Below are 23,697 nucleotides of genomic sequence, written 5' to 3'. Positions count from 1 at the left end.
ACCGCGCTCGATCATGGATCGAGGCGGACAGGCGCCCGGCATTTCGCGCCTAGCCGGATCCGGCAAATCCGCCCAGGGCAACCCGCCTTAAGGTCGCGTAGGCGCCGCTGCCGACGAGGATCCCCATCAGAACGAGCGCCATGCCGGCGACCAGCTCCGCGGTCAGCTGCTCTCCCAGCACGACGATCCCCAGCACCATCGCCGCGATCGGATTGAGCGTCAGATACAGGACGGTGGTCGTCGGCGGCAGCCAGCGCAGTGCCCACATGAAGAGCGAAAACTGCCCGGCGCCGGCGATCGTTCCGAGGAACACCACTGCCATCCATCCTTTGGCGCTGAGTGCGGGGAGGGCGAGGCCGCCCTGGCGGAACGCGATGGTCGGCGACAACGCGACGACTGCGAACACCATTGCCAATGCCGTCACGAAAAGCGGTCCGTGGCGCATCAAGGTCGGGCGGCTGAAGACGGAATATATCGCGGCACAAAACACACCGAGCAACATCAATCCGTCGCCGGTCAGGTAATTGGAATTGCCGCGTCCGAATGCAGCCATGCCGAACGCCACGACGATCCCGGCGAAGGCGAGCAGGACGCCGGCCACCTTGGCTGCCGTCAACGGCTCCCGCCCAAAGGCAACCGCCACGACCAGGGTCTGAATCGGAATCGTGGCGAGCCCGACCGCGCCGCGTGCCGCAGGGTTGTATTGCAGCGATGCATTGAAGGCCCAGGGAAAGAACACGAAGAAGAGAATCCCGAACAGAGCGATCTTCACATACTCCGATGCGGCAAGCGCCTCTCGCGGCCAGATCACCGGCAGGACCGGCGCGAAGCAGGCGACCGAGATGACGTAGCGGTAGAACACCAGCGAGACCGGATCGGTCTCGCCGATGACAAAGCGCGTGGCGACAACGGCGGCGCCGGCACTGAGCGCCGCCGCGGCGGCCGCAGCATGGGCGAGCACAATCCTGTTCATGATATCGCACCCTCGATCACGCCGGCCCGCCGCCATTCACTTTCAAATTGAAAGTGACAATAGGGAAGTCACTTTAAAAATGCAATCCATATCGGTATGGTGCCGGGGATGCTTCTTCCGGCGAGGGGCCGGAGAGGGTCATGCCGGAGACGGAGGTGCTTGCACATGGCCAAACATGACTTCCGGTCGACCTGCTCCATCGCGCGCACATTGGAGCTGGTGGGCGACAAGTGGACCCTTCTCATCGTTCGCGACCTGATGTGGCACGGCAAGCGGACCTTTCAGGCGCTGCAGGACAGCGCGGAAGGCGTCCCGTCCAACATCCTGGCCGAACGTCTCAAGCGCCTGGCAAAATGGGGTCTGGTGCGACGCGAGGCCTACCAGCAAAGGCCGGCGCGATACGCCTATCATCTGACCGACCAGGGAAAATCCCTGGAGTCCGTCCTGCTGGAAATCATGTCATGGGGCCACGCGCACCTCGGCGGCGGCCGCTACGACCCGAAATCAGGCAAGAGCTGGAAAGCGGGGATCGGGGCGTAGCGTGTCGCGCGCGAGCGCTAACTCCACTGCGGGTGTGGTCGCCGCCGCTACCCCATTTCCGATCAGAGCCTGGAAATCGATGATCGTCTGCTGAAGCCCGCTCAAATCGCTGTTGGGAGAAGTTTGAACGCGGATCGATCGCATTCCGACTTGCTGGGCCATTAGGGTTCGCGCCGCCCGCCAAGCGCGAGCGCGCCTGGCGGATATTGGCGGACGATCTCGACAAGCAGCATTTTGGCAGGATTGCCCGCACCGAACCGCTGTCGGCACTGCCACAGCTTGCTGCGGACATCGTGGTTGGCAAGATCAAGGGACGCATCGTGATCGACGTGAGGGGGTAGTTGACCCGGCGAACGCCGTTGATGGCGGTGGCGGCCACAGGCCTATCGGGAATAGCCAAGGGCTGCGCCGATGGATCGGGCTGCCTCCATCACGTGAACCGAATATTCCTTGATCTGCTTGCGCTTGATGCGCGTGTCGGGCCCGGACATGCCGATCGCTCCGACGAGTTCGCCGGACCGGCCAAGGATCGCGCAAGCGCAGGCCGCGATGCCCTCGCGCCACTCGCCATGCAGCACGGAGGAGTAACCCTGCGCGCGTGCCAGCTCGATGTCTTCGCGCAGTTCCTTGATCGTCGTGCGCGTCGTCTCAGTGTAGCGCCTGAGATGCGGCCGGAATCGTTCCAGATAGTCGTCCGGCAAATGTGCAAGCATTGCCTTTCCCGTCGCCATGGTGAAGGCGGGAGCGCGCATGCCCACGCTGGTATGGGCACGGATATGGTGAGCGCTTTCGATCTTGTCGACGTAGACGACGTCGGTGTCTTCGAGCACGGAAAGATGGATGGTTTCGCCGGTTATCTCGGCAAGTTTCGTCATCGCCGGTCGCGCGACGTTGATCAGGTCCACCCTGTGGATGACATGACTGCCGAGCGTCCAGAGCTTGGTCGTGAGCTCATAGGTGCTGTGCGGGGGTATCTGGCGCACATATCCCTGGGACTGTAGCGTCGTGAGCAGCCGATGCACATTGCTCTTGGTGAACTTCAGCTCGCCGGCAAGGTCCGTGACCCCACGAGGCTGCTCGCTCACAGCAAGCGTTTCCAATAGACGCAGTCCCTTGATAAAAGCCTTATCCATCCACCAGCCAAAATAGAATGATCTCTCACCCGATCTAGCATGGCCGGACAACCGGCCAAAGCCCGTGGACGCGGTAGCCCCGATCCTTGCCGATCGGGGCTACGCCGCCGAGCAGCCCGCCTACTGGGCCAGCAAGGCGTTGAGCTTCTCCTGCCCGTATTCCTCGTTGGTGGAATTTCCGGCCGGCGAAGCTGTGCCCCAATAGTCCGGGCTCCATTCGATCGCTTTCGAGACGTTGTCGGGGTTGTTTGCCCAGTAACGGGCGAGCTTCTTGTCGGTCGCCGCCTCGAAGACGACCGGGGAGGGAAGGGCGACCGGGAAGGTCGAGGTGAGCTGCGCGGCGCGCTTGGCTTCGAGCCGCCAGGAAAGCAGCTTCATCGCGCTGTCGTAGTTCGGCGCGCCCTTTGGGATCGAGAAGAAGTCATAGTAGACGAAGCCCTGATTGAAGGTCAGGTCGATTGGGGCGCCCTCCAGGGCGAGCTTGCTCATCGAGCCGGTGTAAGCCATGCACATGTCGGCCTCGCCGTCGAGCAGGAGTTGCGGTGGCTGTGCGGCCGTCGTCCACCATTTGGCGATGTGGGGTTTGATCTCCTTGACCTTCTTCAGCGCCCGCTCCATGTCGATCGGGTAGAGCTTGCTTTTCTCCACGCCGTCAGCCATCAGCGCCGCTTCGAACACGAAACGCGGCCAGGCGGGCATGCAGCGTCGGCCGGGGAATTTCTTCACGTCCCAGAAGTCGGCCCAGCTCGTCGGTACATTTTCCCCCTTGTACTTGTCCTTGTTGTAGACGAGACCGACGCCGATCACCTGCAATGCGACGCCCTTCTTGCGCTTCAAATTGTCCGGCATCGCCGCCAGCGTCTGTTTTGCCGCCTCGGAAAGCTTGGAATAGTCGATATCCGCCAGGCAGCAGTCGCCGAGGAGCTTCGTCTCCTGGTCGAAGATGAACGTCAGGTCCCATTGCGCCTTGCCGGCTTCGGCCTGAGCCTTGATGCGCGGACCGCTACGGGCCTCCTGGACGGTCACGACCTTGATGCCTGTCTCCTTCTCGAACGGGTCGTACATGACTTTGCGCAATGCATCGCCGTATCCGCCGCCCGGATCCTGCATGATCACGACGTTGTTCTGCGCTTCAGCGAGACCCGTACCCATCGCGACGAATAGGGCCGAGGCCAATACGGAAGCCGATAGTCGCAAGCGTTTCATTCCCAGCATTTTCTCTCTCCTCCACCTGAAATTGATCTGTGTCATGCCGCTTTTCGCGACGTGGCGAGAACGGGTCGCGCAAGGATGAGCCCCGCGACTACCAGCAGCACCTCCAGCGTCGAGACCACGGCCAGCACCGGATTGAGCCGATAGTTGATGTCGCCCCACAGCATGAGCGGCAACGTCTTCAGCTGCGCGCTCGACAAGAACAGCGTCAGCACCAGCTCATCGAATGAGTGCAGGAAGGCGAAAAATGTCGCCGCAGCCAGGCCCGGCATGATGGCCGGGAGTGTCACCAGCCGGAATACCGTCAAGGACGACGCGCCGTGCACGGCGGCCGCTTGTTCGAGCCTTGTATCGACGCCTTGAAGCGCGGCGGACAGGATGACCACGACGATGGGAAGGCCTCCGATTGCATGCGCAGCGGCGAGGCCAAAGACCGAGCCGACGAGATCGAAACGCAGGAACAGGCTGTAGAGCGACAGGCCGAGCACGACCGGCGGGACGATGATCGGGCTCACGAGAAGCAGCATGATGGCGGATTTGCCGCGAATCCTGCTCCTGACAATACCGAGGGCCGCCGACGTGCCCAGCACGATCGCAATACCGGCCGACATCGCCGCGACGATCAACGATGTCCAGAACGCTCGCATCCAGTTGGAATCGGAGAAGAACTGCTCATACCAGCGGAGTGAAAAGCCCGGCGGCGGGAACGTCAGATAGCTTGCGCTGCTGAAGGAAATGATCATCACCACGATGATCGGCAGGATGAGAACGGCGATGACCAGACCGCCCATGAGGCGAATGGTCCAGGTTCCGCAACTCGCGGGCAGGCGCCCGAACAGCCTCAGCAGCGGCCAACCAATCAGGTCGGCAAGCCAGGCGCCGAAACTGCGGCGGCCGACATCCGCCGCACGACGCTCTGTGGCTTTTGGCGTGGCTTCGGTCAGCTTGCGACCGCCCCAGATGAACTCGAAGCCGAGGAAGCGTCCGGCCACCGCAACCACCGCCAACGTAATCGTCAGCAGCACCACGCCCAATGCTTGCAGAAATCCCTCCGACGTGACCGAGTCCGCCTGCTGGGTGATATGCATGGCGAACATCTGGTCACCGGGCCCTCCAAGCAGGGTCGGCGTAATGAAAAAGCCGATCGCCGCGACAAAGACCAGCAGGAAGCCGGCGCCCATGCCGGGCAGGGTCAGCGGGAGCAACACGCGCCAGAATGCCGCAAGCGGTCCGGCGCCGCTCGCCAGCGCCGCACGGGTCAGGCTCTGATCCAAGCGTGCCACGCTGGAATAAATTGTCAGCACCATGAGCGGCAGCAGCACCGCGGTCATGCCGAGAAGCACGGTGCCGCGGTTGAAGAGAAGCTGCACCGGCTCGCTCAATATGCCGAGGGAAACCAGCAGCTTGTTGACCGGCCCGTTGCGACCAAGCAGGACCATCCAGGCATAGGTCCGGATCAGGATGGCAATAAAGTAGGGTAGCACGATCGTGGTCGCGATCAAGACCTGGACGATGCCGCGACTGCGGTGAATGAGCAGCGCAGTCGGATATCCGAACAACAAACACAGACCTGCCACCGTGACCGAGATCTGCATCGTGCGCACGAGCGAATCCCAATAAAGCGGTATCGCGAAGGCCCGCTGAAAATACGACGACCAGGTCGGCCCACTCAGGCTGATACGGATGAGGTCGATCAGCGGGAGAAGGTAGATGAAAGCCAGGAAGGCCAACGCGGGCACGAGCAGCAGCGCCGGATCCTTCAGCCGCCTGACGAGATCCAGCTCCGCAGGACGGTCGGAGCGGACGCCGATGGATGCGGAGGTCATGCAAGCACCCAGCAGTCCGCGGCGCCCCAGCTCACGTGGAGGCGATCCCCGACGGCGGGCAGGGGGCGGTTGGCCATATCGGTGCACCGAATCAGGAGCGGCTCTCCGCCCTCCATCCGTGCCTCGATCCGCAGGATTTCGCCGAGGAAGATCGCGGATGTGACGCTGATCGGCGCGGAATTCGCAGCCGCCTCGTTCGACACGGCAATGCGTTCCGGACGCACGAGCACTGTCGCGCGTCCAACGTCGATCGTGTCCCGGCTTTCGGCGCTGAACACATATCCCGCGCGGTTCTTCATTGTCAGCGTCGATCCGCGCTTTTGGAGAATCTCCGCCTCGATCAGATTGCTCTCGCCGACGAACGAAGCGACGAAGCGATCGGTGGGATGTCGATAGATGTCCAGTGGGCGGCCGATCTGGACGATCCTGCCGGCGTTGAGCACCGCAATACGGTCGCTCATGGTCAGCGCTTCTCCCTGGTCATGCGTGACGAACAGGATCGTGCTGCCGATGGTCTGATGAAGGTCGCGGATCTCGATCTGGATCGACTCGCGCAACCGCCTGTCCAGGGCGCTGAGGGGTTCGTCCATCAGCACCACCTTGGGCCTCTTGACGATGGCGCGGGCGATCGCGACCCGCTGCTGCTGCCCACCTGACATCTGGGAGGGGGATTTCGTCGCATGCTCCGTCAGCCGCATGATTTCCAGCGTTTCGGCGACGCGTCGATCTGCGGTCGCGCGATCGACGCCCGCCATGCGAAGGGGAAACGCGACGTTCTGGCTGACCGTCATGTTCGGAAAGAGCGCGTAGCTCTGGAAGACCATGCCGAAGCCGCGCTTGTGGGTCGGCACATTGTGGACCGGCCTTCCGTCGACGAGGATTTCGCCGCTGTCGAGGCTCTGGAAGCCGGCCACGAGGTTGAGCAGCGTCGTCTTTCCGCTGCCGGAGGGGCCGAGAAGAGTGATGAATTCGCCTGGCTCGATGTCGATACTGATCCGGTCGACGGCATGAAAGCTGCCGTATGTTTTCACCGCCTCGCGGACGGCGATGCTCGATCCGATGGCGTCGCGTTCCCGGAGGCGGCCGGTCAGCGACATCCGAGCGCTCGCATCGCCGGAGCGCATTGCGCGTAGAGCCGCAGGCTCACCCATTCCCACCTCCCTGACGTGTTCTATATTATAGAACGATATTCCAATTATTGTTGGCGCGGCGCGCCTTCTTGTCAAGTCGAGCCGCGAGATCGCTCCGCAAATGCGCGCAGGTGTGGTCAGGCGCGCAAGCGCGGACCTCTGCAAACAAAGGCCTTGCGGCGAAGCCAGATTGACAGTGCCGTCCAAATCCGCCTAACATAATTTTGGAATAGTGTTCTACAATATAGAACAAGCGTCGGGAGGATGATGGTGTTGAGTGAGCCTCGCGCAATGGCGAAGCACATCGAGCCGGGCATGCGGGTCGCGCTGCCGGTCGACTACGCCGGCGTGTCCATGGCCATGACGCGGCCAATCATCGAGCACGGCGCGGGCAATCTCGATCTCGTCTGCGTGCCGACCGGCGGATTGCAGGTCGACCAGCTTGTCGGTGCGGGTCTGGTGCGGTCGGTGGAGACCAGCGCCGTCTCGCTGGGCGAAGCGGGTGGTGCCCCCCGGTTCAACGCTGCCGTCAAGGCAGGCGCGGTTCGATTGAAGGATGCGACGTGTCCGGCCATTCATGCCGGCCTCATGGCGGCGCAGAAGGGCAGCCCCTTCATGCCGCTTCGTGGGCTGATCGGAACGGATCTGCTGCGGTATCGCGACGACTGGCGCGTCGTCGACAATCCGCTGGCGGACGGAGGCGATCCGATCGTGCTGATTCCAGCCATCACGCCTGATGTCACGATCTTCCACGTGCCGCTGGCCGATCGCTTCGGCAATGTCTGGATCGGGCGGCGCCGCGAGCTTGCCGCAATGGCTTACGCCTCGCGCACCGTTCTCGTCACGGTGGAGCGAGTCGTCGAGGAGAATCTGCTTGCGGATGAGATGAGCGCTGCCGGGGTGCTGCCCGCACTCTACGTCACGGCGGTCGCGCGCGCTCCAAAGGGTGCGTGGCCGTATGGTCTGTGGGGCGAGTACCCGGCCGACAGTGCGGAGATCGCGCGCTATGCGAATGCCGCGCGAACGGCCGACGGCTTCTCGGCCTATATGGCCCGGGCGCAGATGGAGCCCGCGTGATGGCCGAGGTTCTCCCTCGCGAAGTGCTGATTGGCACGATCGCGCGGCTGCTCGACGGGGTCAGGCATGTCGCCGTCGGGGCCTCCTCTCCGATTCCCGCCGCCGGCGCGATGCTTCTGCGTGCCGTGAAGGAAGCGAGTGGCGCTGTCGGCCCACGCATCTCCATTCTCGGTTCTGTCGAGCACAATTTCTTCACCAACGGTTCAGCGGAACTGTTCGATTGCGCCGGTCAGGGCCGGATCGACGCGTTCTTCCTTGGCGGCGGCCAGATCGACGGCTTCGGCAACGTGAATCTTGTCGGAACGGGCGATTATCCGCATTCGAGCGTGCGCTGGCCCGGCTCGTTCGGATCGGCCTATCTCTACTACGTCGTGCCGCGGGTTATCCTGTTTCGGGAGGAGCATACGCCCCGCGTGTTCGTCGAGAAGGTGGACTTCATCAGTGCCCCCGGTATCAGCGCGGAGGGAGTTTTTCGGAGCGGCGGCCCTATTGCTCTGCTGACAGGCAAGGGACTCTTTCGGTTCGACAAAGCGCGACCGGGGTTCGAGCTGGAGAGTGTGCATCCCGGGCACGATCTTGCGGAGATCAAGCAAGCGACCGGCTTTCGGTTCGGGCATGACGCTGAGCCGCAGCAAACCGCGTTGCCCGATGGATCGACGCTGGAGTTGCTCCGCGGCCGCGTATTCGACGAGCTCGCCGAGACCTATCCCGAATTCGCCGCGCAGATGCGGCGCGATCTTGGCGCGGTTGACGCATGAGCAGGATTGCGCGGATACCGCATTGCAGCCATTGGGGTGCGTATACGATTCTCGTCGAGGACGGTCGTATCGTAGGCGTGGAGCCATTCGAGCACGATCCAGCGCCTTCCCCGATCATCCATTCGATCGCCGAATGGGCCAACCCGGAGCGCCGCATGCTGCGGCCGATGGTTCGTTCCGGTTGGCTAGACAAGCGCGAGAAAAGCGATCGCCGGGGACGCGGCCGAGAAAAATTCGTGCCGGTAAGCTGGGACGAGGCGACGACGCTGGTGGCCGACGAAGTGCGCCGCGTGGCCGGCACCTTCGGTAATGCGTCGATCTTCGCGGGCTCCTATGGTTGGACGAACTCGGGCCACCTGCACCATGCCTCGTCGCTTCTGAAGCGCATGCTTAATCTGGTCGGCGGCTTCACCAGGCATGTCGACACCTATTCCATCGCGGCGGGCCCCGTGATCCTGCGGCACACGCTCGGCAGCGATGACGCGTGCGGTGGCCGCGCCAACACGCTCGACACCATCGCGCAGCACACCGAGACGCTGGTGGTGTTCGGCGCCCTGTCGCCGCGAACCGCGCAAAACGAGGCCGGCGGAATCGGCAGCCACCGGCTTGAAACTTATCTTAGAAAAATCGTCGAGCGAGGTGTCAAGGTCATTCACGTCTCGCCGCTGAAGGACGATCTGCCGGACTGGGTCAACGCCGAATGGTGGCCGATCCGCCCGAACACGGATGCGGCGCTGATGCTCGGTCTTGCGGGCGAGATTGTGAAGACCGGCCGGCACGACAGGAACTTCCTCGCCCGCTGTACCAGCGGCGCGGATCGCCTTCTTCGCTATCTCGAAGGCGAGGCGGACGGCGGACGCAAGGAGGCTGTGTGGGCCGCGCGCATTTGCGGCCTCGATGCCGGCAAGATCGCCGCGCTTGCGAGGCGCCTGGTCGACACGCGCAGCATGCTGACCGTGAGCTGGAGTCTGCAGCGCGCCCATCACGGCGAACAACCGTTCTGGGCTGCGCTCGGGCTTGCCTCGATCGTCGGCCAGATCGGATTGCCGGGCGGCGGAGTGGGCTACGGCTACGCATCTCTGGGCGGCGTGGGGTCCCCGTTCAACGTCGGCAAGTCGCCGGCAATCTCGCAGCTCGCGCGGCCGATCGACAGCTTCATTCCGGTGGCCCGGATCAGCGACATGCTGCTCAATCCCGGCCAGCCGTTCAGCTACGAAGGAGCGATCCGCTCCTATCCGGATACGCGGCTGGTCTATTGGGCAGGCGGCAATCCCTACCATCATCATCAGGACCTCAATCGCCTGTCCGAGGCCTGGACGAGGCCCGAAACCATCGTCGTACAGGACCCGATGTTCACGGCGACAGCGCAGCGGGCCGACATCGTGCTGCCGGCCACCACGTCGATCGAGCGAAACGATCTTGCCGGCAACCGGCGCTCCGATTTCATCCTGGCGATGAAGAAGGCCGTCGCGCCGCTGGGCGAAGCCCGGTCTGATTTCGACATCTTCAACGATGTCGCCGGCAAGCTCGGGGTGGCCGATCACTTCAACGAAGGCCGTGACGAGATGGGCTGGCTCCGCCATCTCTACGAAGCCTGCCGCAGCGACGCGTCGGAGCGCTTCGGCTTTGCGATGCCGGACTTCGATGCGTTCTGGGAAGCCGGCTACGCCCGCTGCCCGGTCAAGGCCGAGCACACGTTCCTGGCCGACTTCCGTGACAATCCGGAGAAGTGCGCGCTCAAGACCGAAAGCGGAAAGATCGTGCTCGGCAGCGAAACCCTGGCTAGGCTCGATTACGCCGACTGCCGCTCGCATCCGGCCTGGATCGAACCGGCTGAATGGCTCGGCAACGTTGCCGGCACCGGCCAGATGCACCTCATTTCGCACCAGCCGGCCGGCCGTCTTCACAGCCAGCTCGAAACCGGTGCATCGAGCCGGGCCATGAAGCGCAATGGCCGCGAACAGGCGCGCATTCATCCGGACGACGCAGCCGCGCTCGGTGTCGAGGACGGCCAGACGATACGCATCTGGAACGGCCGCGGGGAATGCCTTGCGACCGCCCGGGTCACCGACACGGTCCGTCAGGGTGTGCTGGTGCTGCCGACCGGTGCTTGGTTCACGCCGGCCGGCAATAGCGGGCTGGAGATCGCCGGCAATCCGAACGTGCTCACGCTCGACATTGGCACGTCGCAATTCGGCCAGGGCTGTTCGGCCCACACCTGCCTTGTGAGGGTTGAGCCGTACGCGCCCGATCGGCGCGATGCGTTTGAAGCCTATCGAGAAACGCTCGTCGCGCTCGCGGCAATATAACAGGAGCTTCAGAACATGCCTGCGCCCGCCATCAGCCGCTTTCCTGTCCCCGATATCGCAACACTGCCCGAGGATATTCGCGCGCGGATCACGGCGGTTCAGGAAAAGTCAGGTTTCGTGCCCAACGTTTTCCTGACGCTCGCGCACCGTCCGGACGAGTTTCGGGCGTTCTTTGCCTATCACGACGCGCTCATGGACAAGCCCGGTCCGATCACCAAGGCCGAGCGCGAGATGATCGTCGTGGTGACGAGCAGCGCCAATCAATGCCAGTACTGCGTGGTCGCGCACGGCGCCATCCTGCGCGTGCGGGCGAAGAACCCGCTGATCGCGGACCAGGTCGCCGTCAATTATCGCAAGGCTGACATCACCGAGCGACAAAAGGCGATGCTCGATTTCGCGATGAAGGTCTCGGCCCGCGCCTATGAAGTGGGCGACGACGACATCCAGGATCTCAAGGCCCACGGCTTCACCGAGGATGATGTCTGGGACATCGCGGCGATTGCCGCCTTCTTCGGCATGTCGAACCGCCTTGCCAACGTCACCAGCATGCGTCCGAACGACGAATTCTTTGCGATGGGTCGCTGAGCGCTTCGGAAGAAGAGTCCAATGGTGTCGCTTGTCATCGACAGTCGCTTCCGAGGCCCGCCCAATTCCGGCAACGGAGGGTATGTCTGCGGATGTCTCGCAAAACACGTTGCGGGAGATGCCGAAGTGACGTTGCGCGCGCCGCCGCCGCTGGAGCGATCGCTCGACATTCTGACGGGGGCTGACGGCGACGTCGAGCTGCGTGAGAACGACAGGCTGCTGGCGACGGCGTGTGTTGCGAGCATCGATGCTCGGGACGTTCCCAAGGTGAGCTACGAGGTGGCCGAAGAGGCGGTCGGCAGAACGCCCTACGATGCGCAGAGCCACAAGCTGCCGACATGCTTTGTCTGCGGCACCGCGCGTGCCGATGGCGACGGCCTTCGAATTTTCGCGGGTCCGCTGCAGACGGCGCCGATTTCGGGGAAGCCGGCAGTTTTCGCGGCTTCCTGGGTCCCTCATCGCAGTCTTGCCGACGAGGACGGTTCTGTCGCTTCCGAATTCGTCTGGGCCGCTCTCGACTGCCCGACGGGCTATTGCAGCGTGGGCGCCCGTCACCTCGGGTTGAACGGCGACGAGACAATCCTGCTCGGACGCATGGCCGCGCGGATCGATCGCCGGCCGCGTCCCGGGGACCGTTGTGCGGTGACGGCCTGGCCGACCGGGCGGGAAGGCCGCAAGCTGTTTGCCGAGAGCGCCTTGCTCAGTTCGGAACAGGAGGTGCTGGCCATCGCCCGAACCACGTGGCTGCTGGTCGATCGACAGGTTCAACTCGGAGCGATGGCATGAATGCGACGTCGGAGCAGCGCATGGCCAGCCGGGATGCAGAACTCGAACTTCGTCAGTCCATCATCGACGCGTGTCGTGAGATGGCGGCGCAAGGCATAAATCAGGGAACCTCTGGAAACATTAGCGTTCGAACCGACGAGGGCATCCTGCTCACCCCGTCGGGCCTTCCATACGACCGCATGAAGCCCGAGGACATCGTGGCCATGAAGTGGGACGGCTCATGGACGGCCTCGACCGGCAATGTTCCGTCAACGGAATGGCGTTTCCACCTCGACATCCTGAAATCGAAGCCGGAGGTTGGCGCGGTCGTTCACGCGCATCCGATCTTCTGCACAATCATTGCGATCATGAATCGCTCGATCCCCGCGATTCATTACATGATCGCGGCTGCCGGCGGCAACGACATCCCCTGCGCGCCCTACGCTCAATATGGCACCGCGGAGCTTTCGCATGCTGCCTTGAACGCGCTTCGTCATCGCCGCGCCTGCCTGCTGGCGCATCACGGGCTGATCGCCGTTGGTCCCAACCTGCGCAAAGCCTTGTGGCTCGCGGTGGAGGTCGAGGTGCTCGCCAAGCAGTATCACGGTTGCCTCCAACTTGGTCCTCCTCCGCTCCTGCCGGACGATGAGATCGACAGCATTCTGAAGCGATGGGGGCAGTACGGCCTGCGCGACAGCGGCACGCCCAAGAACGCCCACCAATCGAGCTAAACCACTGTCTTGCGAGAACTCATGGCCTACACTCACGACGTCAGCGTCTGCGGTACGTATATTCTGGACATACTGGGGGTCCCGGTTACCGAAATTCCACCCGGCGGTGGCCGGCTGCTGATCGAAGAAATCCGACTCGCCGTTGCCGGTACTGCCGGCGGCACGGTCGTCCCCTGCGCGCGTCTTGGTCTGAAGTCGCTCGCGGTCGGCGCCGTCGGCTCCGACGAGAAGGCTGACTGGATGCTCGACGCGTTGGAACGCGAAGGCATCGATATCTCCGTCATGGAGCGAATGGCCGACAGTCCGACGTCAGCCACGATCCTGCCGATCCGGCCCGACGGTTCGCGTCCGGTCATGCACGCGAGGGGAGCTTCGGCCCGCTGGCGTATCGCACCCGAAACGCAAAAGATCGCTTGCCGGAGCAAAATCCTGCATCTCGGCGGAGTTGGCTCCCTGCTGGCGATGGACGGAGCGCCGTCGGAGGCTCTGCTACGGGACGCAAAAGCGGCCGGCTGCACGACGACGCTCGATCTCATCCAGGCGCGAGGTGAGACGCTGGCGCTGGTCGAGCCACTGATGCCCTATGTGGACTTTTTCATGCCGAGCATCGATGAGACCAGCGCCATGGTCGGAACCGACGACCCCGCGGCTTGTGCGCGGTTCTTCATCGACAAGGGAGCCGGTGCCTGCGCCATCTCGTGCGGCGCCGACGGATCGTTCGTGATGACGCGCGACGGACGTCAATTCGCGCTGCCGGCTTTCGAGGTCGCGGTGCGCGACACCTCGGGTTGCGGCGACTCCTACACCGGAGGCTTCATCGCCGGCCTGGCCCGCGATTGGGATCTTCTCGACTGCGCAAGGCTTGCGACCGCGACGGCGGCAATCGTCGCGACGGGACTGGGCTCCGGCGCCAACCTCGTATCGTTCGAAGATACGCTGAAGGCGATGAACACGCTTCCGGTCCGAAAGCCCGGTCGCTCTTAATTGTTCACAAATAACGTCATCCGAACGGACAGGAGGAACGCAGCATGGCTCGACATGCCATCGTGACGGGAGCAAGCCGCGGAATTGGCCGCGCGATCGCCATTGGATTGGCCGGCCGCGGCTACGATCTCGCGCTGACGGACATAGCAGCCCAGGAGAATGTGCTGTCGGAGACCGTGGCTGAGGTCAAGGCGCTCGGCGGCCGTTGCATTCCGCTATTGGGTGACGTCAGCGATGTCGGCGATTGCAGGCGCGTCGTGGCCGAAGCCCTGCGCGGCCTCGGACAAATCGACGTTCTGGTCAACAATGCCGGAATCCTCAAATTGTCGACGATCGACGAACTGACGACCGAGACGTGGGATCAGACGTTTGCGGTCAATACGCGCGGCGTTTTCCAGATGACACAAGCCGTCGTGGCGCACATGAAGGAACGTCGCTACGGGCGTATTGTGAACATCGCTTCCCTTGCCGCCCGGACCGGCGGCCCGGGGCAGTCGCACTATGCGGCGTCGAAATCGGCCGTCGTCGGCTTTACGCGGGTGTCATCCATGGAGTTCGGAGGCCATGGCATTACCGTCAATGCGGTATGTCCCGGCATTATCGTGACGGAGATGGGCCTCAATAATCTCCGGGATCCGGAGAGGGTCGCCTATTTCGAGAAAGTCACGGACTTGCACCGGCTCGGGCAGCCGGAGGACGTCGTCGGTCCCGTCGCATTCTTTGCGTCGGATGATTCCGCGTTCGTAACTGGTCAGGCCCTCAATGTGGACGGAGGGATATTCTACAGTTAGGCCAGTGCCGGCTCGTCTCCCCCCAGCTCGGCGAGAACGACAGGCTCGCCGAAACTGTCGCTGGGCTCCGCAAAGACATGTCGCCCATCGAATCGTGTTCTAACGAGGGAGGTTTGGCGTCCCGATCTGGCTGACCGCTGCGGCGGCGATGTCGGTGGCAACTTGTTGGTCTTCCCGAACTCGCCTCAGGGCGTCGTCTTTCAAATGATCCTGCACTCAGCTACCTCAGCGTCAACTGGGCCAGCTTGATGGAAGAGCGGTCGGTTCGGTGCGCTTGGCGTCTCCCAGTGCTAAGCCTCAAAAGTCCCTGAAAACACAGGCGACCACGAACAGTAAGTTAATCATCCGCCTCACGTGCGGCCTAAGGCTAGTGCCCGTCGGGTTTGCAGGCCGAGCTCGTGTCACCGTCAACTACAATAGGGAAATTCGCCGTGAACGTTTGCTCTTCCGATACCAACAAAAATGCCAACAAAACGGACGGCTGGGGTGAATTTTTGCGCGTATTCTCAATGCGTCGCAGAGATTTTTGAAAATCGGAAATCTAGTAAGTCATTGATATTGTTTATGTTTTTGGCTTGGTGCCCTGGCCGACAATCGCCTACTACCATAACTAATTGAATTTGAAGTAATTTTCGACGTCGATTGCTGCCGATACCAACAGAAGTACCAACAAGCAGACGGGCGGTATTGGCAGGCAAAAAATAAAAGCAGTAGGCTCCCGGACAGCAGGCACGCGACCGGAAGCGAACCCAGCCAAAGCTACGATATTTTGCGATTTTCTACGACATTCCGCGATGCGGCTCCGGTTCGGGAGCGCAATTTCGCTCGACAACTGATTGATCGTCGCGCGCTGCATTGGTGGAGCTTGGTCGAAGACTCATTCGCGTAAGAGCGGTTATGGAATGGCTTGCTTGTGGCGCGAAAGCGACCAAACGATCAGAGATCAATCTGTTCGGCTATATTCAAGGCGTCGTCTACCTCAATTCCGAGATATCGGACGGTGCTTTCCAACTTGGTGTGACCGAGGAGAAGTTGGACGGCACGCAGGTTACCTGTCTTCCGATAAATCTGGGCAGCCTTCGTGCGGCGCATCGAGTGCGTGCCGTAAGATGCTGACTCCAAGTCGATGCTTTTAGCCCAGCGATGCACCAGCCGGGCATATTGGCGGGTTGAAATATGAGGACTTGCATGAAGTCGGCTGGGGAAGAGAATATCGCGAACCTGTGGTCCGGAGCATTGGTAGCCAGGCCTCAACGGAATTCCTCGACTGCTCCGAGATCTCAAACTGAACCGGTCGTCCTGTCTTCTTTTGGACAATAGTCGCTCGACGCCGCACATTTGTTCCCGAGCAGATGTCCTCCAGTCGCAGTTTGACCAAGTCACAGCCGCGAAGTTTACTGTCGATTGCTAAGTTAAAGATCGCAAGGTCACGTTTTGACCGCGCGATTTCTAGGCGGACTCGAATGGACCATACATGCTTGGGCTCAAGAGGTTTCTTCTGGCCCACGAGCAATCCTTTATTCCAAGGTCGTTGGCGTTGACCGACGGGGCGTGCGGACATACGGGATCCTCCGCCATCCCTCCCTCCGCGTCGCTCTATCGCGAGCGAATGACTTTAGAGCCGACTGAGCATTCAGGCGTCGCGCAGGAATGTGCTCGCAATCGGCCGCTTCTGGCGCAAAGCGGCCAATCGCCAGCGACGCATCCGCGATGGTGCTGAAGATCAGGAATTAGGAACGATCTCGCGCACGTGCTTCTCGACGACTTCGACGAAAGGCGCGTCGTTGATGTGATGCGGAACGCGGATGAGCTGGCGTGTTGGGCTATTTGCGAAATGCCTTTCAAAAGCTTTGAACAGCGCATCATTGGCGGACGGATCGTGGAATTTCTGACCTACCGCGTCGAGCGCCGATACCCCCTTTTCCGGCAGCAGCAAGCGGACCGGCCCTTTCGAAGCATTCAATTTTGCTGAGATCCATACCGCGATCTGCTCAAGCTCTTCCGCCGTCGTCCTCATCAGCGTCACATTGGCATTGTGCACGTGAAACAGCCGGTCCTTGTATTTTGCCGGGATCGTGTCGGACGCCCAGAAGTTCACCATGTCGAGAGCGCCGCAGGAGCCGACCCACGGAATGTCGATCTTTGCCACCGCGTCGAATCGTTCCGATCCCGCCGTGCAGACCCCGCCGAGAAGATGATCGGCGGCTTCGGTCGTCGTGAGGTCGACCATGCCCTGCAGCATGCCGGCCAGCGCAAGCGCTTCCAACGCGCGACCGCCGGGTCCGTTGGCGTGAAACACCTGGCATTCGTAGTCCTTGCCCAGTTTTGCCGTGAGCTGCTGCACGCAGGGCGTCGTGACGCCGAACATGCTGATGCCGAGTGCGGGCTTTGTATCTTTCACCGCGGGTGGGTGGCGGAGCATCATACCGGCGAGCGCATGCGCGGCATTGGCCAGGATCGTACGCGAGAGCCGGTTCAATCCGGCGATGTCTGTCACCGGGAACATCATCGCGATGTCATGAATGCCAACGTAAGGGCCGACATCTCCGGCCGCGAGCGTGGAAACCATCAGCTTCGGCACGCCTATCGGCAGCGCGCGCATGGCGGGCGCGATAATCGCCGTACCGCCGGAGCCACCGAGCCCAATAGTACCGCCGAGATCATTTCGCGAGGCGATGAATTTCGTGAGCGCCGCCGACATGGCGGTAACCGCGACGCCGCGGTCGCCCGCCTTCAGCACGGCATCCGCACCCTGCGGGTGAAACGCGGCGACGGTCTCCGCGGAAAAATCCGCATCGTGCGCTGGCGTTTTCGTACCGACGTCGACGGTAACAGCCCTCACGTCCGCGTCGCGCAGGAGCCCCGCGACATAACGCAGCTCTTCCGCCTTGGTATCAAACGTGCCGATGACGTAAGCGGTGCTTGGCATGGCGCGGCTCTATTTCTTCCACCTTTGTTTCGCGACTTCCTCCGCACCCTCGAAGGCGAAGCGGAACGTGTCGCTCACGACCTGATGCACGGAAGCGGCGTCCTTGTCGGCAACGTCATATTCGGCCCACCACTCGCCGAAGGTCTTGTTGCCCTCGGTAATCGGCTTCAGACGCATCTCAGCGACGTAATCTTGCACCGCCAGCGAGGTCACAGACAGGATGCGGTAGCAGCAGGTGTGTTCGCGATCCGAAAGCGTCAGCAGTTCCTCTCGGATATGGCCACCTTCGTGATTATAGAAACTGCGCACGCAACCGATCTGGTCCGAAGGCTTGCCACCCTCAATGTCGCTTTTGGCAAAGAAACGGTGGTAAACCGGCAGCGCGTTAAAGTCGCGCAAGACGCCCCACGCCTGCTCGATCGGAACATCCATTACTGCACTCACATAGACGCGCGCCATTTGTTCTCTCCTCCTTTATTCTGCAATTTCAGATTCTTGAACGTCTGGATGTGCTTGACCATACCCTCTTCCACGGGAAGTCGCTCGACGCTGCTGGCCCCATAGAAGCCGTTGCAGTGTACGCTGTGCGTCAGAACGTAATCGACGTCAACGGGTGAGGAGATCGGCCCGCCATGGGCGATCACGATGACGTCCTTACGCACGCGCCGCGCCGCCTCGGCCCATTCGTCAACCAGCTTCACGCTCTGCTCAAGGCTTTTGGAAGTGGAGGCGCCGATCGTCCCGCCCGTGGTCACGCCCATATGCGGTACGATCAGGTCCGCCCCCGCCTTAGTCATTTCTATCGCTTCATCGGCGCTGAAGACATATGGTGTGGTCAGCATGTCGATCTCGTGCGCCTGCCGGATCATGTCGATTTCGCTAGAGAAATTGATTCCTGTCTCCTCCAGGCTGACCCGGAAAGTGCCGTCGATGATGCCGACGGTCGGAAAGTTCTGCACACCGGAAAATCCGAGATCCTTCAACTCGCGCAGGAACACCGGCATGATGATAAAGGGGTCGGTCCCGTTCACGCCTGCAATCACTGGCGTCTTCTTGCAGACCGGCAGGATCTCGCCAGCCATCTCCTTCACGATCGCATTCGCGTTTCCATAGGCAAGGAGGCCCGCCGAGGAAGCGCGACCGGCCATGCGGTACCGGCCAGAGTTGTAGACGATGATAAGGTCGATGCCGCCCGCTTCCTCGCATTTCGCGGAGATGCCGGTGCCGGCACCGCCGCCGATGATCGGCTCCCCGCGCCGGATCATTTCGCGGAAGCGTTCGACGATGGCCTTACGTTCAAACCTGGGCATGTTGGCCCTCCTTTAAATTCCGTCGTTCGGCGGAAGGTGCAGTTGGACGCCGCTCCTGAAGCATGTGGTGAAGTTGACCTGCGACGCCGCGGCGGAATACGAGCACGCATAGAATAAAGATGAGACCGATAACAATGGTGACCCAGGCGCCCAGCGCATCGAAATAGTGATGCAACGCAGAGACGAGGATCGCGCCGATGGCGGGTCCAAACACGGTCGGCATGCCTCCGAGCAGGGTCATCAGAATCACTTCGCCGGACATGTGCCAATGCACGTCGGTAAGCGAGGCAAGCTGAAATACGATGCATTTCAGCGAGCCGGCAAGGCCGGAAAGGCCGGCCGAGAGAGCGAAGGCGAGAATCTTGTATTTTTCAATCGCATACCCAAGCGAGCGGGCGCGCGGCTCATGCTCGCGGATCGCGCGCAGTACTTCTCCGAACGGCGAATTCACGATGCGGTAGACCAGCCACAGGCCCGCGCCGGTGAGGGCCATAACCACGTAGAACAAATTGAAGTCACTGCGCAGGTCGATCAGGCCGAACAGCACGCCGCGCGGAATCTCCTGCATGCCGTCTTCCGCGCCGGTGAATTCCGCCTGCAGGAAGACGAAATAGACCAATTGGGCCAGCGCGAGCGTGATCATGGCCAGATATATGCCTTGGCGGCGGATGGCGAGGGCGCCAATGGCGGCGCCGAGACCGGCCGAGCCGATTACGCCCGCGGCAATGCTGATTTCCGGCGGCAGTCCCAGTTCGCGCATCGCGTAGCCCGTGACATAGGCGGCGGTGCCGAAGAAAGCGGCGTGACCGAAGGAAACAATGCCGGTGTGCCCTAGCAAAAGATTGTACGCGCAGGCAAACAATGCAAAGCACATCACCTTCATCGCAAAGACTGGGTAGATGAAATGCGGCATCAACGGCACAGCCAGGAGTGCGGCGACCACCGCTAGTATCAAGCTGCGTTTCAGGAGAACGAGCATCACGTCTCCTCCCGCCCGAATAGGCCTGCAGGCCGGAGCAGCAGCACCAGCGCCATCACCAGGAACACGACGGTGGTAGATGCTTGTGAGTAGTATACCTTGGTAAGGCCCTCGATCACACCAAGTCCCAGGCTGGTAATGGCGGAGCCCATGATCGAGCCGAGCCCGCCGATCACTACAATCGCAAATACGACGATGACAAGGTCGGACCCCATCGACGGGTATACATGCTGGATGGGTGCCGCCAGTACGCCAGCGAAGGCCGCGAGCCCGACGCCCGAGCCATAGGTGAGCGTAAGAAGCAGCGGCACATTAATTCCGAACGCCCGCGTGAGGTCAGGTCGTTCGGTCGCGGCTCGGAGATAAGCACCGACTTGCGTTTTCTCGATGATGAACCAGGTTGCGAGGCAGACGACGATCGCAACGCCGATCACGAACGCCCGGTAGACCGGAAGAACCATGAAGCCGAGGTTCCAGACGCCGCGCAGCTCCGGAGGCGAGGGAAACGGATGGCCGGACGAACCGAAGGCGACGCGAAAGCCACCTTCGATTACCAGCACCAGGCCGAAGGTCAGCAGGAGGCCGTAAATAGGATCAAGGCCATAGATGCGGCGCAGAAACAGGCGCTCGAACAGTACGCCGAACAAGCCCACCACAACCGGGACAGTCAGAAGCGAGGACCAGTAACCTAGGTTCAAATGGCGTCCAAGGATGAAGGCCACGAACGCGCCGGCCATGAAGAAGGCCCCATGCGCGAAATTTACGATTCGCAGCAGCCCGAAGATGATCGCAAGGCCGAGGCTTAGAACTGCATAGAACGCCCCGTTCACCAGACCGAGTATGATCTGTCCGAGGAACGCCTGCAGCGGGACGCCGAAAATTTCCATGGCCGGTGTGGTCTCAAACTGAAACGGGGAGTGCTCGGCTGCTTCGGCTTCGCCGGCGGCAACGCTCGAACGTGTCGCGCCGGGCAAAAGGCAACCCCGGGCGAGCCAGGAAGGCTCGCCCGGGACAGCAAGGCTTACTTCTTCACGAGGGGGCAGGTGCTCTCCGACAGCGGCTGGAACGCCTGCTCGGCCGGGATGGTGGCCACCGGCTTCAGGTAGTCCCAAGGAGCCTTCGATTCCGCCGGGGTCTTCACCTGCCAGAGATACATGTCATGCACGAAGCGGCCGTCAGCGCGGACATAGCCGTCCTTTGTGAACATGTCGTTGACCTTCATCTCGCGCATCTTCGCAGAGATCTTGTCCGGATCGTCCGTACCCGCTGCCTTCACCGCGTTCAGGTAGAACATGGTCGACGAGTAGTCCGCCGCCTGCGCCATGTTCGGCATCTTGCCGACACGATCGAAGAAGCGCTTCGCGAACTTTCGCGTGTCCTCATTCATGTCCCAGTACCAGGCGTTGGTCAGGAGCAGGCCCTGCGCGGCCGGCAGGCCGAGCGAATGCACGTCCTCGATCCAGAGGAGAAGTGCGGCGAGCTTCTGATTCTTGGTGGCGCCGAATTCCACCGCCGCCTTGATCGCATTAACCGCGTCGGCGCCCGTCGAGGCTATGCCGATGATCTCCGCCTTCGACGCCTGCGCCTGCAGGATGTAGGACGAGAAGTCCGTGGTGGCGAGCGGATGGCGCGCGGCGCCGACGACGCGACCTTTGTTGGCGCGGACGACGTTGGAGACCTGCTGCTCAAGACCAATCCCGAACGCGAAATCGACGGTCAGGAAAAACCAGGTCTTGCCGCCCTGCTCGACGACGGCCTTGCCGGTGCCGTGAGCAAGCGAATAGGCGTCGTAGGCATAGTGGATCGCATAGGGCGAGCACAGTTCGTTCGTGATGCCCATGTTCGACGCGCCGTTGACGATGATGTGGCGCTTCTTTTCCCTCGCGACGCCGGCAACCGCGCGCGCAACGCCAGAGTTGGCGAGATCGTTGATTAGGTCGACGCCGCCGGTGTCGAACCACTCGCGCGCCTTGGCGGCGCCGACGTCCGGTTTGTTCTGATGATCGGCAGAGACAACGTCGATCTTCTTGCCGAGCACCGTGCCGCCGAAATCCTCGGCGGCCATCTTGACCGCCTCGATCGCGCCTTTGCCGGAAAGATCGTTGTAAATGCCTGACAAGTCCCCGAGGACGCCGATGCGAACGACGTCATCGGAAACCTGGGCGGCGGAAGGCAATGCGCTGAAAGCCAGAGCCGCGGATGCGGCAAGTGAAATACGCAGACTCTTCACCATGGGTTTCCTCCCTGCAGGACTGTGTTGATTATTATTGTTTTCCACATTATTTGACTGTGGGAGGCTTGATCCATGGCTGGTTTACACGAGAGCCTATCTGAAACCCACATTGTGGGCGACCACACGCACCAGTCCATCGTGCGCGCGGCAGAGTGCCCGGCGCTGGCGCAACGGCAAATTTCCCATGTGGGCGTTGGCGATGCCGCAGTGCCCTATAAGATTGTGCGAACGCATCTGAGCGGAACCTACGTGCATGCCAGTCTCGGCGGCGAGGGGCGTATCCTGCTCGATGGCCGCTGGCGACCGCATCGCGCGGGAATGGTTTCTTTGGCGCCGGCCCATGTGCTCCACGCCTTCCACGCGATTCCTTCCAAGCGCTGGCAATATTGCTGGGTGCGCTACCTGCCGACCTCGCCCCGCTCCTCCATCCGCTTCATGGCGCCTGTGATGGCCCAGTTCGATCCCCAGCCGCTCAATCATGCGATCCTTGGTTTCATGCGCGAGTTCCACGCGGGCAGCAATACGAGTTCAGCAATGCTCTGGATCGATCTGATCGAACATTACATCTCGCGCTTTGCCGAGCCCTTGCAGCGTGAAGATCGTCTGCGTGCAGTCTGGGAGGCGGTCCAGGCCGACCTTGCTCATCCATGGACCATCGAGAAGCTCGCAGCGAAAGCAAAGATCAGCGGAGAACATTTGCGGCGCCTGTGTCAGCAGAGCCTCGGGCGCAGCCCGATGCAGCAACTGACGTACTTGCGTATGCAATTTGCGGCGCACCGATTGCCGATGACCGGTGAGAAGATCGAGGATATCGCGCAGCAGGTAGGTTACCAGAACCCATTTGCGTTCTCGAACACATTCAAGCGCATGACCGGATTCCGCCCGTCCCAGTTCCGGACACGCATGGGCGTCCGTAAAACTTCCGACATGCTCTAGCAAGCTCGATTCAGGCAGACCGTTCTTGCCAATCAACTCGAGCGGGCGACCAGGAGTTGGGTAGAACGAGCATTTCATCACGTATCATTTAAATGGTGTGAAACCGCACCGTCCGCATCGCTCCACAGCGAGCGTATCATTCATACCGAGCATTCTGGCTCTCCTAAGAAGTTATTCGCGACCGGCCACTTTTTGGCGCACAGCGGACATTCGGTTGGACGCGAAGGCTGAAAAGACCAACACGCGAAAGTCGAGAGAGGGGCCAGCTCTACGCGCAAAGGGGCTTACATAGACGGTACCACAGGCTTTCCAATTAGACCGTGAGCTTCTGCTACTTTGGCTATGCACGTGCGGCACTGAGTCGATTGACTCCGATACTTCCCGAAACAGCCATTCTTCCGAACCGCACAAATTTTCTTGTGAATTCAAGATCGACAAATCTAGCATTACAGTTGCCTTTTTGTTTTGACGTGCGCGCGCTGAGCGGCCGCCTGAT

22 protein-coding genes and 1 pseudogene are annotated in these 23,697 nt (G+C 61.6%); 11 read left to right on the top strand and 12 right to left on the bottom strand.

Features of this window, described 5'->3' with window-relative positions:
* Positions 1-49: 49 nt before the first annotated feature.
* A complete protein-coding gene (locus CQ13_RS22700) occupies positions 50-973 on the bottom strand; it encodes a DMT family transporter (RefSeq protein WP_057845064.1) in 924 nt (307 codons plus the stop codon).
* A 165-nt stretch (positions 974-1,138) separates the two neighbouring features.
* Here CQ13_RS22700 and CQ13_RS22695 point away from each other — a divergent pair, with 165 nt between their 5' ends.
* Entirely contained in the window at positions 1,139-1,513 is a 375-nt protein-coding gene (locus CQ13_RS22695) for a winged helix-turn-helix transcriptional regulator (protein ID WP_057845063.1), read from the top strand.
* Between the two features lie 206 nt (positions 1,514-1,719).
* Positions 1,720-1,854: a hypothetical protein gene (locus CQ13_RS46475; protein ID WP_283807516.1), complete on the top strand. Its 135-nt coding sequence runs from the start codon at positions 1,720-1,722 to the stop codon at positions 1,852-1,854.
* Positions 1,855-1,896: 42 nt separating this feature from the next.
* Here CQ13_RS46475 and CQ13_RS22690 read toward each other — a convergent pair whose 3' ends face one another.
* The 4 genes from CQ13_RS22690 to CQ13_RS22675 form a co-directional block, all read right to left on the bottom strand.
* Positions 1,897-2,646, bottom strand: a complete 750-nt coding sequence (locus CQ13_RS22690) for an IclR family transcriptional regulator (RefSeq protein ID WP_057845062.1) — start codon at positions 2,644-2,646, stop codon at positions 1,897-1,899.
* 120 nt (positions 2,647-2,766) lie between these two features.
* Positions 2,767-3,861 (bottom strand): extracellular solute-binding protein, encoded by a 1,095-nt coding sequence (locus CQ13_RS22685; RefSeq protein ID WP_057845061.1) that lies wholly within the window; start codon positions 3,859-3,861, stop codon positions 2,767-2,769.
* Between the two features lie 32 nt (positions 3,862-3,893).
* Positions 3,894-5,684, bottom strand: a complete 1,791-nt coding sequence (locus CQ13_RS22680) for an ABC transporter permease subunit (protein WP_057845060.1) — start codon at positions 5,682-5,684, stop codon at positions 3,894-3,896.
* The gene (locus CQ13_RS22675) at positions 5,681-6,835 is read right to left on the bottom strand and encodes an ABC transporter ATP-binding protein (protein ID WP_057845059.1); all 1,155 of its coding nucleotides are present in this window, start codon (positions 6,833-6,835) and stop codon (positions 5,681-5,683) included. Before CQ13_RS22675 ends, CQ13_RS22680 begins: the two co-directional genes overlap by 4 nt.
* Before the next feature lie 246 nt (positions 6,836-7,081).
* Between CQ13_RS22675 and CQ13_RS22670 the strand changes: the two genes are divergently transcribed.
* The 8 genes from CQ13_RS22670 to CQ13_RS22635 all read left to right on the top strand — a co-directional run bounded on the left by CQ13_RS22670 (position 7,082) and on the right by CQ13_RS22635 (position 14,814).
* On the top strand, positions 7,082-7,891 hold the full coding sequence (locus CQ13_RS22670; protein ID WP_057845105.1) for a CoA transferase subunit A: 810 nt from the start codon (positions 7,082-7,084) through the stop codon (positions 7,889-7,891).
* Complete coding sequence (locus CQ13_RS22665; RefSeq protein WP_057845058.1) at positions 7,891-8,649, top strand: CoA transferase; 759 nt, start codon at positions 7,891-7,893, stop codon at positions 8,647-8,649. The genes CQ13_RS22670 and CQ13_RS22665 overlap by 1 nt, the downstream gene beginning before the upstream one ends.
* Complete coding sequence (locus CQ13_RS22660; RefSeq protein ID WP_057845057.1) at positions 8,646-10,958, top strand: molybdopterin-dependent oxidoreductase; 2,313 nt, start codon at positions 8,646-8,648, stop codon at positions 10,956-10,958. The genes CQ13_RS22665 and CQ13_RS22660 overlap by 4 nt, the downstream gene beginning before the upstream one ends.
* Before the next feature lie 15 nt (positions 10,959-10,973).
* Entirely contained in the window at positions 10,974-11,543 is a 570-nt protein-coding gene (locus CQ13_RS22655) for a peroxidase-related enzyme (RefSeq protein WP_057845056.1), read from the top strand.
* A gap of 126 nt (positions 11,544-11,669) precedes the next feature.
* Positions 11,670-12,329, top strand: a complete 660-nt coding sequence (locus CQ13_RS22650; protein WP_347337050.1) for a hypothetical protein — start codon at positions 11,670-11,672, stop codon at positions 12,327-12,329.
* 20 nt (positions 12,330-12,349) lie between these two features.
* Positions 12,350-13,039, top strand: a complete 690-nt coding sequence (locus CQ13_RS22645) for an L-fuculose-phosphate aldolase (protein ID WP_057845104.1) — start codon at positions 12,350-12,352, stop codon at positions 13,037-13,039.
* A 21-nt stretch (positions 13,040-13,060) separates the two neighbouring features.
* Positions 13,061-14,023 (top strand): carbohydrate kinase family protein, encoded by a 963-nt coding sequence (locus tag CQ13_RS22640; RefSeq protein ID WP_057845054.1) that lies wholly within the window; start codon positions 13,061-13,063, stop codon positions 14,021-14,023.
* 44 nt (positions 14,024-14,067) lie between these two features.
* Positions 14,068-14,814 (top strand): SDR family NAD(P)-dependent oxidoreductase, encoded by a 747-nt coding sequence (locus CQ13_RS22635; RefSeq protein WP_057845053.1) that lies wholly within the window; start codon positions 14,068-14,070, stop codon positions 14,812-14,814.
* A 936-nt stretch (positions 14,815-15,750) separates the two neighbouring features.
* Here the strand turns inward: CQ13_RS22635 and CQ13_RS41320 are convergent.
* The 7 genes and pseudogenes from CQ13_RS41320 to CQ13_RS22600 form a co-directional block, all read right to left on the bottom strand.
* Positions 15,751-16,375: pseudogene (locus CQ13_RS41320) on the bottom strand (tyrosine-type recombinase/integrase).
* A gap of 162 nt (positions 16,376-16,537) precedes the next feature.
* Positions 16,538-17,743 (bottom strand): Tm-1-like ATP-binding domain-containing protein, encoded by a 1,206-nt coding sequence (locus CQ13_RS22625; RefSeq protein ID WP_057845051.1) that lies wholly within the window; start codon positions 17,741-17,743, stop codon positions 16,538-16,540.
* Positions 17,744-17,752: 9 nt separating this feature from the next.
* A complete protein-coding gene (locus CQ13_RS22620; RefSeq protein ID WP_057845050.1) occupies positions 17,753-18,202 on the bottom strand; it encodes an SRPBCC family protein in 450 nt (149 codons plus the stop codon).
* Entirely contained in the window at positions 18,184-19,053 is an 870-nt protein-coding gene (locus CQ13_RS22615) for a phosphoenolpyruvate hydrolase family protein (protein ID WP_057845049.1), read from the bottom strand. The genes CQ13_RS22620 and CQ13_RS22615 overlap by 19 nt, the downstream gene beginning before the upstream one ends.
* Positions 19,040-20,032: a branched-chain amino acid ABC transporter permease gene (locus tag CQ13_RS22610; RefSeq protein ID WP_057845048.1), complete on the bottom strand. Its 993-nt coding sequence runs from the start codon at positions 20,030-20,032 to the stop codon at positions 19,040-19,042. The genes CQ13_RS22615 and CQ13_RS22610 overlap by 14 nt, the downstream gene beginning before the upstream one ends.
* On the bottom strand, positions 20,032-20,919 hold the full coding sequence (locus tag CQ13_RS22605) for a branched-chain amino acid ABC transporter permease (protein WP_057845047.1): 888 nt from the start codon (positions 20,917-20,919) through the stop codon (positions 20,032-20,034). Before CQ13_RS22605 ends, CQ13_RS22610 begins: the two co-directional genes overlap by 1 nt.
* Positions 20,920-21,053: 134 nt before the next feature.
* A complete protein-coding gene (locus CQ13_RS22600; RefSeq protein ID WP_057845046.1) occupies positions 21,054-22,265 on the bottom strand; it encodes an ABC transporter substrate-binding protein in 1,212 nt (403 codons plus the stop codon).
* 72 nt (positions 22,266-22,337) lie between these two features.
* Here CQ13_RS22600 and CQ13_RS22595 point away from each other — a divergent pair, with 72 nt between their 5' ends.
* On the top strand, positions 22,338-23,201 hold the full coding sequence (locus CQ13_RS22595; RefSeq protein ID WP_063800122.1) for a helix-turn-helix transcriptional regulator: 864 nt from the start codon (positions 22,338-22,340) through the stop codon (positions 23,199-23,201).
* Positions 23,202-23,697 lie beyond the last annotated feature (496 nt).

It is taken from the genome of Bradyrhizobium retamae (assembly GCF_001440415.1).
In the GTDB taxonomy this organism is placed as follows: Bacteria; Pseudomonadota; Alphaproteobacteria; order Rhizobiales; family Xanthobacteraceae; genus Bradyrhizobium; species Bradyrhizobium retamae.
This window is presented reverse-complemented; position numbering and strand designations above follow the sequence as displayed.

Bases quoted from the DNA above. Each gene is read 5' to 3' on its own strand.
- CQ13_RS22610 (WP_057845048.1), bottom strand. From the start codon at position 20,032: ATGCTCGTTCTCCTGAAACGCAGCTTGATACTAGCGGTGGTCGCCGCA.
- CQ13_RS22660 (WP_057845057.1), top strand. From the start codon at position 8,646: ATGAGCAGGATTGCGCGGATACCGCATTGCAGCCATTGGGGTGCGTAT.
- CQ13_RS22665 (WP_057845058.1), top strand. From the start codon at position 7,891: ATGGCCGAGGTTCTCCCTCGCGAAGTGCTGATTGGCACGATCGCGCGG.
- CQ13_RS22675 (WP_057845059.1), bottom strand. From the start codon at position 6,835: ATGGGTGAGCCTGCGGCTCTACGCGCAATGCGCTCCGGCGATGCGAGC.
- CQ13_RS22640 (WP_057845054.1), top strand. From the start codon at position 13,061: ATGGCCTACACTCACGACGTCAGCGTCTGCGGTACGTATATTCTGGAC.
- CQ13_RS22670 (WP_057845105.1), top strand. From the start codon at position 7,082: ATGGTGTTGAGTGAGCCTCGCGCAATGGCGAAGCACATCGAGCCGGGC.
- CQ13_RS22620 (WP_057845050.1), bottom strand. From the start codon at position 18,202: ATGGCGCGCGTCTATGTGAGTGCAGTAATGGATGTTCCGATCGAGCAG.
- CQ13_RS22600 (WP_057845046.1), bottom strand. From the start codon at position 22,265: ATGGTGAAGAGTCTGCGTATTTCACTTGCCGCATCCGCGGCTCTGGCT.
- CQ13_RS22615 (WP_057845049.1), bottom strand. From the start codon at position 19,053: ATGCCCAGGTTTGAACGTAAGGCCATCGTCGAACGCTTCCGCGAAATG.
- CQ13_RS22645 (WP_057845104.1), top strand. From the start codon at position 12,350: ATGGCCAGCCGGGATGCAGAACTCGAACTTCGTCAGTCCATCATCGAC.
- CQ13_RS22700 (WP_057845064.1), bottom strand. From the start codon at position 973: ATGAACAGGATTGTGCTCGCCCATGCTGCGGCCGCCGCGGCGGCGCTC.
- CQ13_RS22595 (WP_063800122.1), top strand. From the start codon at position 22,338: ATGGCTGGTTTACACGAGAGCCTATCTGAAACCCACATTGTGGGCGAC.
- CQ13_RS22695 (WP_057845063.1), top strand. From the start codon at position 1,139: ATGGCCAAACATGACTTCCGGTCGACCTGCTCCATCGCGCGCACATTG.
- CQ13_RS22625 (WP_057845051.1), bottom strand. From the start codon at position 17,743: ATGCCAAGCACCGCTTACGTCATCGGCACGTTTGATACCAAGGCGGAA.
- CQ13_RS22685 (WP_057845061.1), bottom strand. From the start codon at position 3,861: ATGCTGGGAATGAAACGCTTGCGACTATCGGCTTCCGTATTGGCCTCG.
- CQ13_RS22605 (WP_057845047.1), bottom strand. From the start codon at position 20,919: ATGGAAATTTTCGGCGTCCCGCTGCAGGCGTTCCTCGGACAGATCATA.
- CQ13_RS22680 (WP_057845060.1), bottom strand. From the start codon at position 5,684: ATGACCTCCGCATCCATCGGCGTCCGCTCCGACCGTCCTGCGGAGCTG.
- CQ13_RS22655 (WP_057845056.1), top strand. From the start codon at position 10,974: ATGCCTGCGCCCGCCATCAGCCGCTTTCCTGTCCCCGATATCGCAACA.
- CQ13_RS22690 (WP_057845062.1), bottom strand. From the start codon at position 2,646: ATGGATAAGGCTTTTATCAAGGGACTGCGTCTATTGGAAACGCTTGCT.
- CQ13_RS22635 (WP_057845053.1), top strand. From the start codon at position 14,068: ATGGCTCGACATGCCATCGTGACGGGAGCAAGCCGCGGAATTGGCCGC.